This is a genomic window from Streptomyces sp. NPDC053493, assembly GCF_044544825.1.
Lineage (GTDB): Bacteria > Actinomycetota > Actinomycetes > Streptomycetales > Streptomycetaceae > Streptomyces.
The window spans coordinates 251630-263629 of the sequence record NZ_JBITXS010000006.1; the positions used below are offsets into that span (position 1 = coordinate 251630).

The 12000-nt window shown below is 74.5% G+C and carries 9 protein-coding genes and 1 pseudogene; 6 read left to right on the forward strand and 4 right to left on the reverse strand.

From position 1 onward, the window contains the following. Positions 1–290: 290 nt before the first annotated feature. On the forward strand, positions 291–1394 hold the full coding sequence (locus ACIGO8_RS19705; protein ID WP_399732436.1) for a glycoside hydrolase family 10 protein: 1104 nt from the start codon (positions 291–293) through the stop codon (positions 1392–1394). Positions 1395–1428: 34 nt separating this feature from the next. Here the strand turns inward: ACIGO8_RS19705 and ACIGO8_RS19710 are convergent, their stop codons facing one another. Both ACIGO8_RS19710 and ACIGO8_RS19715 read right to left on the reverse strand, forming a co-directional pair. Further along, positions 1429–1632 (reverse strand): DUF1918 domain-containing protein, encoded by a 204-nt coding sequence (locus ACIGO8_RS19710; RefSeq protein ID WP_399731902.1) that lies wholly within the window; start codon positions 1630–1632, stop codon positions 1429–1431. 76 nt (positions 1633–1708) lie between these two features. After that, a complete protein-coding gene (locus ACIGO8_RS19715; RefSeq protein WP_399731905.1) occupies positions 1709–2755 on the reverse strand; it encodes a DMT family transporter in 1047 nt (348 codons plus the stop codon). Between ACIGO8_RS19715 and ACIGO8_RS19720 the strand changes: the two genes are divergently transcribed. The 4 genes and pseudogenes from ACIGO8_RS19720 to ACIGO8_RS19735 all read left to right on the forward strand — a co-directional run. Further along, positions 2754–4190: a PLP-dependent aminotransferase family protein gene (locus ACIGO8_RS19720; RefSeq protein WP_399731907.1), complete on the forward strand. Its 1437-nt coding sequence runs from the start codon at positions 2754–2756 to the stop codon at positions 4188–4190. The two genes, ACIGO8_RS19715 and ACIGO8_RS19720, sit on opposite strands and share 2 nt — an antisense overlap. Positions 4191–4282: 92 nt before the next feature. Then, the gene (locus ACIGO8_RS19725; protein WP_399731910.1) at positions 4283–4735 is read left to right on the forward strand and encodes a GNAT family N-acetyltransferase; all 453 of its coding nucleotides are present in this window, start codon (positions 4283–4285) and stop codon (positions 4733–4735) included. Positions 4736–4804: 69 nt separating this feature from the next. Next, on the forward strand, positions 4805–5380 hold the full coding sequence (locus tag ACIGO8_RS19730; RefSeq protein ID WP_399731913.1) for a histidine phosphatase family protein: 576 nt from the start codon (positions 4805–4807) through the stop codon (positions 5378–5380). Between the two features lie 69 nt (positions 5381–5449). Beyond that, positions 5450–6601 (forward strand): annotated as a pseudogene (locus tag ACIGO8_RS19735) (methyltransferase); the annotation flags it as partial. A 199-nt stretch (positions 6602–6800) separates the two neighbouring features. Here the strand turns inward: ACIGO8_RS19735 and ACIGO8_RS19740 are convergent. Beyond that, the gene (locus ACIGO8_RS19740) at positions 6801–8402 is read right to left on the reverse strand and encodes an ABC-F family ATP-binding cassette domain-containing protein (RefSeq protein ID WP_399731915.1); all 1602 of its coding nucleotides are present in this window, start codon (positions 8400–8402) and stop codon (positions 6801–6803) included. Between the two features lie 142 nt (positions 8403–8544). Next, complete coding sequence (locus tag ACIGO8_RS19745; protein WP_399731918.1) at positions 8545–9435, reverse strand: RNA polymerase subunit sigma-70; 891 nt, start codon at positions 9433–9435, stop codon at positions 8545–8547. Positions 9436–9676: 241 nt separating this feature from the next. Here ACIGO8_RS19745 and ACIGO8_RS19750 point away from each other — a divergent pair, with 241 nt between their 5' ends. Beyond that, entirely contained in the window at positions 9677–11917 is a 2241-nt protein-coding gene (locus ACIGO8_RS19750; protein ID WP_399731921.1) for an MMPL family transporter, read from the forward strand. The last annotated feature ends 83 nt before the right edge of the window (positions 11918–12000 follow it).

Sequence of the window (12000 nt, forward strand, 5' to 3'; positions counted from 1 at the left end):
GATGATCGATCGTTCTGGAGCGGGCATGCTCCCCGAGGAGCTGTGACGTATCCGATAGCGAGGGGAGACAAATGCCACCGATCGGGAGAAGAGGGTTCGTGGCGGGGCTGGCGACGGCCCCGCTGGCCCTCCGTACGAACGACGCGAACGTGAGCACGCACACCAGTGCGGCGCCGAGCGCGAGCACACACGCCGGCACGAGCACGACCACGAGCGCGCATACGAGCCCGCAGACGAGTACGGGCGTGCCGGAGCCCGCCGAGAGGGCACCGGCCGACGCCTTCCGCGGCATGTGGGTCGCCACGATCACCAACCGGGACTTCCCGTCCCGTCCCGGCCTCACCGCCGCCCAGCAGCGCGGCGAGCTGATCGCCCTGCTCGACCTCGCCGTCCGGCGCCGGATGACCGCCGTCGTCCTCCAGATCCGGCCCTCCGCCGACGCCCTGTGGCCCTCCCCGTACGAGCCCTGGGCCCAGTGCCTCACCGGCGTCCAGGGCCGCGATCCCGGCTGGGACCCGCTCGGCACGGCCGTCGCCGAGGCGCACGAGCGCGGTCTGGAGCTGCACGCCTGGTGCAATCCGTACCGGGTCGCCGGCCACGCGGACCCCTCCCGGCTCGCACCGGGCCATCCCGTGCGGCGGCATCCGGAGTGGGCCCTCACTTACAACGGGCGGCTGCTCTACAACCCGGGGCTGCCCGAGGTGCGGCGCCACGTCCAGGACGCCATGCTCGACGCCGTACGCCGCTATCCCGTCGACGCCGTGCACTGGGACGACTACTTCTACCCGTATCCGGTCGCGGGGCAGGTCCTCGACGACGACGACGCCTTCCGGCGGTACGGGGACGGGTTCGCGAGCCGGGCGGCGTGGCGGCGGAACAACATCGACCTGCTCGTGCGCGAGATGGCGGCCGGGATCAAGGAGGTCCGGCCCTCGGTCGCCTTCGGCATCAGTCCCTTCGGCGTCTGGCGGAACGCCGGCACCGATCCGGCCGGCTCCGACACCTCCTCGGGCGTGCAGACCTACGACGACCTGTACGCCGACACCCGACGCTGGATCAAGGAGCGCTGGATCGACTACGTGATGCCACAGCTGTACTGGAGCATCGGCTTCCGGGGCACCGACTACGCGAAGCTCGTCCCCTGGTGGAACGGCGTCGTGCAGGGCACCGGCGTACGGCTCTACCTCGGCGAGGCCCTCTACAAGGTGGGCGATCCCGCCCAGCCCGCCGCCTGGCAGGAGACGCGGGAACTCGCCCGGCACGTGGAGCTGGCCCGCGGATACGCGAACGTCGGCGGGCACTGCTACTTCGCCGCCCGGGAGGTCGCCAAGGACCCGCTGGGCGCGCTCACCGCCGTCCTCGAGGACGACGTCGCCGCCGGCCGGGCCCGCTAGCGCGCCCGCCCCGCCGCCAGGGGGACTCGGGGGCTCACGCGCCCCCGGTCTCCAGGTGATGGCGTACGACGGTGTCGGGGCCCGGCGACATCAGGGCCTCGTGACCGTCGTCGTCGAACTTCACGCGGTACGGGGGAGTGCCGTTCTCGCCCAGTACCTGAAGGACCTCGGCCGTACGGTCGTGCTGACCGACGGTCCGGCCGTGCACCAGCAGTTTGTCGCCCACGCTCGCCTGCATCGGGTGACCTCCTCGCGGCCGGGCTTGTCCTACTCGGGGTCTTCGTCTGCCTCTGTCTGCCATTGTGACGTGGGCGTCAGCTCTTCGCCCGCTGGGTCACCGCGATGCAGACCAGCACTCCCACGGCCGCGAGCGGCGCGGCGGGCGCGAGGTCCTCGCCGAGCACGGTCACCGACCAGAACAGGGTGAGCAGCGGCTGGGCGAGCTGGAGCTGGCTGGCGCGCGGGATGCCGATGACGGCCATGCCGCGGTACCAGACGTAGAGGCCGAAGAAGGTCGATCCCGCCGCGACCCAGACCAGGCCGACGACACCGTGCGCGGTGAAGCGCACCGGCTCGTACGCGAGGGCCACGGCCGCGCCCGCCGCCATCAGCGGCAGGCAGAAGACCAGCGCCCAGCCGATCACCTGCCAGCCCGGCATGAGCCGGGCGAGCCGGCCGCCCTCGGTGTACCCGGCGGCGCACACGAGCAGCGCGCCGAAGAGGTAGAGGTCGCCGGTCGACAGCGCGCCGCCGCTCTGCTGGAGGGTGAAGGCGAGCACGACGACGGCTCCGGACACGGCCGCGATCCAGAACGTACGGGACGGGCGCCGGCCGGTGCGGATGGCGGCCAGCGTCGCCGTGGTGAGCGGCAGCAGGCCGACCACGACGGCGGCGTGCGAGGTGGTGGAGGTCTGCAGCGCCAGCGTGGTCAGCAGCGGGAAGCCGACCACCACGCCGCCGCCGACGACCGCGAGACCGGCCCAGTGGCGCCGCTCCGGCAGCGGGACCCGGCCGGCGAGCAGGAAGGCGCCCGCGATCAGCGCGGCGAGGACCGAGCGGACGGCGACCAGCGACCAGGGGCCGAAGCTCTCCAGGCCCCACACCGTGGAGGGGAAGGTCAGCGAGAAGGAGACGACGCCGAGCGCGGCCAGCAGCGTGCCGCTGCTCGCGGCCGGACGGGCGGCGGCGGAATCCGAGACGGCGGCGGAACCCGAGACGGCGGCGGAATCCGGAGTGGTGGAGACGCTCGCGGCGCTCGCGGTGCCCGACGCGGAGGAGGCGCCGGAGGTACCGGTGGACGTACCGGTGGAGGGGGCGACCGCTATCGTGTTCGGTGTAGTAGCGCTATTCTGTGCTGTCATGCATGAGCGTAGCAGTGTCGCTGAGCTGGCGAACAGTCTGAGGGCCGAGCTGAACCGCTACTCACCAGGAGAGAAGCTGCCGTCGAGCCGGGCGCTCGTCGAACGCCATCACGTCTCCCCGGTGACCGTCACCCGCGCCCTCGCCCAGCTCGCCGCCGAGGGCCTGGTCGTCACCCGGCCCGGCGCCGGCGCCTACCGGGCCCGGCCCCGCTCCACCGCGCCCGTCACCGGCGACACCTCCTGGCAGGAGCTCGCCCTCAGCGCCGACTCCGCCACCGAACTCGTGCCCCGCGCCGTCGACGCCTCCGGTGTGCTCGTCACCCTCTCCGCGCCGCCGCCCGGCGTCGTCGAGTTCAACGGCGGCTACCTCCATCCCTCCCTCCAGCCCGAGCGCGCCCTCGCCGCCGCGCTCGCCCGGGCCGGCCGCCGTCCCGGCGCCTGGGGCCGGCCGCCCGCCGACGGGCTGCCCGAGCTGCGCGAGTGGTTCGCCCGCGAGATCGGCGGCAGCGTCACCGCCGCCGAGATCCTCATCACCGCCGGCGGCCAGTCCGCCATCACCACCGCTCTGCGCGCCCTCGCCCCGCCCGGCACTCCCGTCCTCGTCGAGTCGCCCACCTATCCCGGCATGCTCGCCGTCGCCCGCGCGGCCGGACTGCGGCCGGTGCCCGTCCCCACCGACGCCGACGGCATCCGGCCCGACCTCCTCGAAGCCGCCTTCCGCGCCACCGGCGCCCGCGTCGTCGTCTGCCAGCCGCTCTTCCAGAACCCGACGGGCGCCGCCCTGTGCCCCGAGCGGCGGGCCGCCGTCGTCGCCATCGCCCGCGCCGCCGGCGCCTTCGTCGTCGAGGACGACTTCGCCCGGCGCCTGGTCCACGAGGACTCCGCGCCGCTGCCGCCGACGCTCGCCGCCGACGACCCCGACGGCGTCGTCGTGCACGTCTGCTCGCTCACCAAGATCACCTCGGCGAGCCTGCGGGTGGGCGCGCTCGCCGCCCGCGGACCGGTCCTCGAGCGGCTGCGCGCCATCCAGGTCGTCGACAGCTTCTTCGTGCCACGGCCGCTGCAGGAGACCGCGCTCGAACTCGTCGGCTCCCCGGCCTGGAGCCGCCACCTGCGGGCCGTCAGCCAGGAGCTGAAGAACCGCCGCGACACCGCGACCGCCGCCCTCGCGCTCCATCTGCCCGAGTTCGCCGTGCCCCACGTCCCGTCCGGCGGCTACCACCTGTGGGTCCGGCTGCCCGACACCCTGCCCGAGGCCGCGCTGCTGCCCGCCGCCCTGCGGGCCGGCGTCGCCGCCGCGCCGGGCCGACCCTACTTCTGCGCCGAGCCGCCCGCCGGCCACATCCGGCTGAGTTTCGCGGGTGTCGCGGGGCCCGCGGAGATCGTCGAGGGCGTGCGCAGGCTACGGACGGCCGTCGACGAGATCGCCGGGTGAGGCCTCCCGCGGGCGTGGGCCGGCCGGCGGGCCGGCCCACGCCCCGGGCACATTCACCTGACACGGGACGCCGGCCCTGGCAGCCTGCCGCCATGAACCTTCCCACCACCGACACGACTCCTGTCATGCACGGGGCGTACGAGATCTCAGCCGACCCGGACCGCATCGACGCCGCCCGCGTCCACCACTGGCTCTCCACCGACTCCTACTGGGCGACGGGGCGACCTCGTGAGAAGCAGGAGCGGGCCGTCGCCGGCTCGCTCAACTTCGGTGCCTACGACCGGGAGACCGGCGAGATGGCCGCCTACGCCCGGGTCGTCACCGACTACGCCACCTTCGCCTGGCTCTGCGACGTCTACGTCGACCGGCCCGCGCGCGGCACCGGCCTCGGCACGGCCCTCGTCACCGCCGTCCGCGACCACCTGGAGCGGTACGGGCTGCGCCGCGTCCTGCTCGCCACCGCCGACGCGCACGGCCTGTACGAGAAGGTCGGTTTCGCGCCACTTCAGAATCCGGACAAGTGGATGGCACTCGGACAGCAGTGAGCGAGCGCCTCGTACCACCCGCGAAATGACCCCTTGACCTGCGGGGCCACCGGCCTCACGATCGCGGCCATGGGTCTTCGGGTCACGCTCGTCGCGGCGGCACGCAGCTCCTCCCTGCTCGCCGAACGTTTCGACGACGACCGGCCGCTCGACGAGGCCGGCTGGTACGAGGTGCAGCTCGCCGCGCCGCGGCTGATTCCGCTCGGTGCGGCCGAGCTCCGCTACTGCTCCCCGACGCCCCGCAGCCGTGCCACCGGCACCGCGCTCGGCTACGCGCCGCTCGCCCAGCCGGCCCTGCGCGACTGCGACATGGGCCGCTGGCGCGGGCTCACCCTCGCCGAGGTCGCCGCCCTCGAACCGGGCGCCGTCGACGCCTGGCTCACCGACCCGCGCACCGCCCCGCACGGCGGCGAGACGCTGCTGTCCTTCATCACCCGGGTCGGCGGCTGGCTCGACACCCGGCCCGCCGACGACGGCGCGATCGTCGCCGTCGCGGAGCCGGCCGTCGTCCGCGCCGCCCTCGTCTACGCGCTGAAGGCGCCGCCCGCCACCTACTGGAACGTCGACGTGCGGCCGCTGTCCACCGTCACGCTCACCGGCCGCCCGGGCCTGTGGCACCTCCAGCTGGCGGCGGCGGTGGCGTAAGGCGCCACGGCGGAGGGCGGCACGGGGCGTCCTCCCGGGTGGGCCGGGAGCGGCTAGCCTGGGGGCACGATGAACCGTCTGACCACGTCATGGGGCACCTTCCCGCTCACCCGTTTCCCGGTCGACCCGCGCGACCAGCTGCGTGCCTGGGACGCGGCCGACGAGTACCTGCTGCACCACCTCGCCGAGACCGGCACCGACCTGTCCGGGACCGTCGCCGTCGTCGGCGACCGCTGGGGCGCCCTCGTCACCGCGCTCGCCGCCGCGGGCCCGGCCGAACTGGTCCAGATCTCCGACTCCTACCTCGGCCGCCGCGCCACCGCCGAGAACCTGGCCCGCTCCGGGGCCGGCTCCGACGCCGTACGGCTGCTCACCACCCAGGACCCGCCGCCCGAGCGGATCGACGTGCTGCTCGTGCGCGTCCCCAAGAGCCTCGCGCTCCTGGAGGACCAGCTGCACCGGCTCGCGCCCGCCGTCCACGCGGGCACGGTCGTGGTCGGGACCGGCATGGTCAAGGAGATCCACACCTCGACCCTGACCCTGTTCGAGCGGATCCTCGGGCCCACCCGCACCTCGCTCGCCGTGAAGAAGGCCCGGCTCGTCCACACCGTCCCCGAGCCGCGGACCGTGGCCCCGGCCAACCCCTGGCCCCACCGGTACGAGCTGCCCGCCGACGCGCCCGCCGGTCTGGCCGGCCGCACCGTCGTCAACCAGGCGGGCGTGTTCTGCGCCGACCGGCTCGACATCGGGACCCGCTTCTTCCTCCAGCACCTGCCGACCGGCATCGGCCCCGCCCGGGTGGTCGACCTCGGCTGCGGCAACGGCGTCGTCGGTCTCGCCGTCGCCCTGGCGGAGCCCGAGGCCGAACTGCTCTTCACCGACGAGTCCTACCAGGCCGTCGCCTCCGCCGAGGAGAACTTCCGTACACACCTGGGCGAGGACCGCGAGGCCCGGTTCGCCGTCGGCGACGGCCTCGCGGACGTGCCGGCGGGTTCGGTGGACCTCGTGCTCAACAACCCGCCGTTCCACAGCCACCAGGCCACCACCGACCGCACCGCCCGCCGGATGTTCACCGAGGCCCGCCGGGCCCTGCGGCCCGGCGGGGAGCTGTGGGTGGTCGGCAACCGGCACCTCGGCTACCACGTCACGCTGCGCCGGATCTTCGGCCGGGCCGACCTGGTCGCGAGCGACCCGAAGTTCGTGGTTCTGAGGGCCGTGAAGGCCGACCGGACCGGCCCCGCCGACACGGCCGACGGGACCGGCACGGCTGCCAGGACCGACCGGGCCGACCGGACCGGCAAGGCCGACAAGGCGGGCCGGCCCCGCCAGGCCGGCAGGACCGGCCGCGGCGCCCCGGCCAGGGCCGGCGGCCGGGCCGCCGCCCCGTCCGGCAGGGCCGTCGCCCCGTCCGGCAGGGCCGTCAGGAGAGGCTGACCAGCTCCCGGTAGCCCTCGTTCCACAGGTCCTCCTCCGCGTCCGGAAGCAGCAGCACCCGCTCCGGCCGCAGCGCGTCGATCGCACCCTCGTCGTGCGTGACCATGACGATCGCGCCCGGGTACGTGCCCACGGCGGCCAGGACCTCGTCGCGCGAGGCCGGGTCCAGGTTGTTCGTCGGCTCGTCGAGCAGCAGCACGTTCGCGCCCGAGTGGACCAGACCCGCCAGCGCCAGCCGGGTCTTCTCGCCGCCCGAGAGCACCCCGGCCGGCTTGTCGGCGTCGTCGCCCCGGAACAGGAACGCGCCGAGGACGTGCCGGACCTCACCGTCCGTCAGGTGCGGCGCGGCCGCGGCCAGGTTCTCCCGCACCGTGCGGGCCGGGTCGAGCGTCTCGTGCTCCTGCGCGAAGTAGCCGAGCCGCAGCCCGTGCCCGTGCACCACCCGGCCCGCGTCCGGCGCCTCCTGCCCGGCGAGCAGCCGCAGCAGCGTCGTCTTGCCCGCGCCGTTGAGCCCGAGGACGACCGTGCGGGAGCCCCGGTCGACGGCGAGGTCGATCCCGTCGAGGACCGGGCGGCCGCCGTCGTATCCCTTGGTGAGGCGGACCGTGCCCAGCGGCGTACGGCCGCAGGGCGCGGGCTCGGGCAGCCGGATCCGCGCCACCCGCTCCGTACGCCGGGCCGCCTCCAGACCGTCGAGGAGCCGGTCGGCGCGCCGGGCCATGCTGCGGGCCGTGGTCGCCGTCGCCGAGCGGGCCTTCATCCGGTCCGCCTGGGCGTGCAGCTGGGCCGCCTTCCGCTCGGCGTTGGCGCGCTCGCGCGCCCGGCGCCGCTCGTCGGCGTCCCGCTGGGCGAGGTAGGCCGCCCAGCCGGTGTTGTGGACGTCGACCGTCGCCCGCAGCGGATCGAGGTGGAAGACCCGGTTGACGGTCGCCTCGACGAGGTCGAGGTCGTGGCTGACGAGGACCAGGCCGCCCTGGTGCGCGGCGAGGAAGCCGCGCAGCCAGCCGACCGAGTCCGCGTCGAGGTGGTTGGTCGGCTCGTCGAGCAGCAGCGTGCCCTCGCGGCCGTGCCCCGCGAACAGGATCCTGGCGAGCTCGACCCGCCGCTTCTGCCCGCCGGAGAGGGTGCCGACGGGCCGGGCCATCGCGTCGGCGGGCAGCCCGAGACCGGCGGCGACCCGCGCCGCCTCGGCCTCGGCCGCGTATCCGCCGCACGCCTCGAAGGCCGCCTCGGCCCGCGCGTAGGCGTCCAGGGCCCGGGAGTCGGCCCGCTCGGCGAGCCGGTCGGCCGCCTCGCGCAGGCGGCGCACGGCGACGTCCATGCCGCGCGCCGAGAGGATCCGGTCGGTGACGGAGACGGAGGGATCGGCGGCGCGCGAGTCCTGCGCCAGGTGCGCCACGGGACCGGTGCGCACGACACTGCCCTCGGCCGGGGCGCGCAGCCCGGCCAGGGTGTGCAGGAGGGTGGTCTTGCCGGCGCCGTTGCGGCCGACGAGCCCGACGCGGTCGCCGGGCGCGATGTGCAGGGACAGACCGGACAGGAGGAGGCGGGCGCCGACGCGTACGTCGACACCACGAAGGGTGATCATGTTCTGACGCTCCGAAACAAGCTGAGGACACACGGGTGGCGTGGAAGCGGGTCCTCGGCTAGGAGATGCGGGGCGTAGACATGCTCCCCACGCTAGGGCAGGAGCCCGGGCGGGCGCATCCGGTTTTCGTCCCGTGGGACCTTCAGTACTCGGGAAACACCAGGTCAAGGGCGCGTACGCGGTCCTCGCCGGTGACGACGTCGAGCGCCGCGATCCGGCCCTCGCGCACGCCGAACGTCGCCGCGGTGACGGGCCGGCCGCCGGCGAAGGCGACGATGCCGACCGCGCCGTTCACCAGCGCCGGCCGTGTCGGGCCCGTCATCCGCGCGACAGCGGCCGCGACGCCCTCGGCGACCGCGGCGGGGCCGTGCGCCCGGCCGTGCGCCGAGCGGGCCACCACCTCGGGATGGAGGAGAGCGGCGAGGGCACGCGGGTCACGGGCCCGGGCCGCGGCCAGGAACGCCTCCACCACGGCTCGCTGCCGCACCGGACCCGCGCCCGGCCGCACCGCGCGGCCGCCGCGTATCCGCCGCCGGGCGGACCGGGCGAGCCGGTCCGCCTCCTCGGGTCCGACGCCGGTGATCCGGCCCGTGTCGCCGAGCGACAGCCCGAACAGGTCGTGCAGCACGTACGCGAGCCGCTCACCCGGTGCCATGCTCTCCAGGACGACGAGCAGCGCGAGCCCTACCGGGTCGACCTCGGTCGCGTACGGGACGGGTGGCGCGGGCGCGTCGCCCGCGGTCCGGCCCTGCAGCCGCCGTACGCAGACCCGCCCCACCACGGACACCAGCCACTCGCGCAGCCCGGACTCCGCCGTGGCGGCCGCCCGCGCCTCGGCGAGCACCGCGTCCACGTCCCGGGCGTCGCCGAGCATCCGCCCGGCCACCGCGCGCAGCCGCTCCTCGTGGGCGTCGAAGCGCGCACCCGCGAAGGCGTCCTCCCGCAGGTCCTCCTCCCGCGCGTCCTCCCGTACGTTTTCGGGCGTGTCCTGCCGCGTGTCCTGCCGCGCGTCGGGCTGCATGTCCTCGTGCATGGGCGTCACTCCTGGTCGGGGCCGGGTGCGGCCTGCTCCGGGCCCCTGGCGGGGCCGCCGGTGCGTTGACGCTCCCGAGCGCCGCGGTGTGACGGACCGGCCCCGCCCGGCGGGCCCCTTCCCCGGTCGCCGGTCATCCGGTCGGACACGTCGAGATGACGCCCCGGCAGCGGCGTGCCGACAATGTCGAGGAGGCAGTGCGTCCGCTCGGGGACTCCCTACCGGAACCTGGGGCCAGGTCATGCGCAAAGGCGTCCTCTACCGGCTCGGGCACTGGTGTGCGCGGCGCTTCGTCGTCGTCATCGTCGTCTGGCTGGCCGCCGTCGCGGGTCTGCAGATCGCCGACCGGGCCGTGGGCGGCCAGTTCTCCGACGACTTCGCCCTTCCCGGCGTGCAGTCGGCCGAGGGACTCGACGTCCTGCAGGCGCACGATCCCGCCGCCGGCGGATACGGCGCCCAGATCGTCCTCAACCGCCCTTCCGGGCCGCTCACCGACGAGTCCTCCGCGGTCAACTCGACCGTCGCCGCGCTCCAGAAGCTGCCCGACGTGCTCAGCGCCCAGAACCCGCTGCCGCCGCCCGGCACGCCTCCGCCGACCACGTCCCCGTCGACGCCCGACACCGGGCCGCTGTCCACGGACGGCAAGACCGCCTACATCACCGTCCGCTTCAGCGTCCCGCCGTCCACCCTCGGCACCGGTTACCTCGAGGGCGTCGACCAGGCCGTCCAGCCGCTGCGGGACGCCGGAGTCACCGTCGAGTACGGCGGCCCGCTCGGCGAGCTCGCCCGGCCGCAGGCCGACGACCGCAGCAGCGAGGCGATCGGCTTCGCCGTGGCCATCCTGGTCCTGCTGATCGGTTTCGGCAGTGTCGTCGCGGCCGTCATGCCGCTGGTCACCGCGCTCATCGGGGCCGTCTGCGGCCTCGCGCTGCTCGGCCTGATGGCGGCCGCGTTCACCTTCGGCACGGTCTCGCCGACGCTGGCCACGATGATCGGCCTCGGCGTCGGCATCGACTACGCGCTCTTCCTCATCACCCGGCACCGCCAGCAGCTCATGGACGGCCACGATCCCGCCGACTCCGCGGGCCGGGCCACCACGACGAGCGGGCGGGCCGTCCTGGTCTCCGGCTGCACCGTGGTCATCGCGCTGTCCGGCCTGTGGGTCTCCGGCGTCACCTTCATCGGCAAACTCGGCCTGGCGGCCGCCTTCACGGTCGTCACCGCGGTCCTCGCCGCGCTCACCCTCGTCCCCGCGATGCTCGGACTCGTCGGCCGCCACATCGACCGCCTGCACGTGCGCAGGCCCGTCGCCGAGACCGACGCCGAACCGGGCGCCGAGGCCCACGGCACCTGGCACCGCTACGCCCTGCGGGTCGAGAAGCGCCCCTGGTGGTTCCTGGCCTCCGGTGTCGTCGTCCTGGTCGTCCTCGCCATCCCGCTGTTCTTCATCCAGCTGGGCCACATCGGCGACGGCGCCGATCCCAAGTCGTTCACCGACCGGCGTGCCTACGACCTGATCGCCACCTCCTTCGGGCCCGGCGCGAACGGGCCGCTGACGCTGGTCGTGGACCAGTCGGCGGTGCCCTCCGGCGACCGGTCGGCGCTGGCGAGCAAGCTCCAGCAGGCGCTGGCCTCCGTTCCCGACGCGGCCTCGATCACCCCGCTGCGGGCCACTCCCGACGGACAGGTCCTCATCGGCACGGCCTACTCCGTCGCCTCCCCGCAGGACGAGCGCACCACCGAGCTCACCAACCGCCTGGTCGACGACGTGCTGCCGCAGGCGGTGTCGGGCACGGAGGCGAAGACGTACGTCACCGGCACCACGGCGGCCCAGGTGGACTTCCTGGACATCGTCTCCAGCCGGCTGCCGCTGATCATCGCCGTCGTCGTGGCGCTGGCCTTCCTGGTGATCCTGATCGTCTTCCGCGGCCTGCTCGTGGCCGTGAAGGCCGCGGTGCTCAACGTGCTGTCGATCGCCGCCTCGTACGGCGTGGTGGTGGCCGTCTTCCAGTGGGGCTGGGGCGGCCCGGCGCTCGGCGTGTCCGGCAAGGTCCCGGTGGAGAGCTACGTGCCGATGATGATGTTCGCCATCGTCTTCGGCCTGAGCATGGACTACGAGATCTTCCTGCTGTCCCGGGTCCGCGAGGCATGGCTGCGCACGGGTGATCCGAAGGCGAGCGTCGCCCACGCCCTGGAGATCACCGCCCGGGTGATCACCTGCGCCGCGCTGATCATGGTCAGCGTCTTCGCGGCCTTCATCGTCTCGGACAACATCGTGGTCAAGATGCTGGGCCTCGGCCTGGCCGCCAGTGTCCTGATCGACGCCACCGTGGTGCGTCTCCTGCTGGTCCCGGCCGTGATGACGCTGCTCGGCCGGCACGCCTGGTGGACGCCGCGCTGGCTCGACCGGATCCTCCCGCACGTGGACGCGGAGGGCGAGGGCGAGCTGGAGGACGCGCGGAAGACCGGCGTCACCCGCTGACGACCGGCCCGGGACCGGAGCCGTATCCGCTCATTGCATAAAACTGCGGCTGTGCGTATAGTCATGCCATCCAGAAGGAGGGT

Excerpts from the sequence above, each read along its gene's own strand:
- ACIGO8_RS19715 (WP_399731905.1), bottom strand. The coding sequence starts at position 2,755 with ATGACAGCACAGAATAGCGCTACTACACCGAACACGATAGCGGTCGCC.
- ACIGO8_RS19730 (WP_399731913.1), top strand. The coding sequence starts at position 4,805 with ATGGGTCTTCGGGTCACGCTCGTCGCGGCGGCACGCAGCTCCTCCCTG.
- ACIGO8_RS19720 (WP_399731907.1), top strand. The coding sequence starts at position 2,754 with ATGCATGAGCGTAGCAGTGTCGCTGAGCTGGCGAACAGTCTGAGGGCC.
- ACIGO8_RS19705 (WP_399732436.1), top strand. The coding sequence starts at position 291 with ATGTGGGTCGCCACGATCACCAACCGGGACTTCCCGTCCCGTCCCGGC.
- ACIGO8_RS19745 (WP_399731918.1), bottom strand. The coding sequence starts at position 9,435 with ATGCACGAGGACATGCAGCCCGACGCGCGGCAGGACACGCGGCAGGAC.
- ACIGO8_RS19725 (WP_399731910.1), top strand. The coding sequence starts at position 4,283 with ATGAACCTTCCCACCACCGACACGACTCCTGTCATGCACGGGGCGTAC.
- ACIGO8_RS19740 (WP_399731915.1), bottom strand. The coding sequence starts at position 8,402 with ATGATCACCCTTCGTGGTGTCGACGTACGCGTCGGCGCCCGCCTCCTC.
- ACIGO8_RS19710 (WP_399731902.1), bottom strand. The coding sequence starts at position 1,632 with ATGCAGGCGAGCGTGGGCGACAAACTGCTGGTGCACGGCCGGACCGTC.
- ACIGO8_RS19750 (WP_399731921.1), top strand. The coding sequence starts at position 9,677 with ATGCGCAAAGGCGTCCTCTACCGGCTCGGGCACTGGTGTGCGCGGCGC.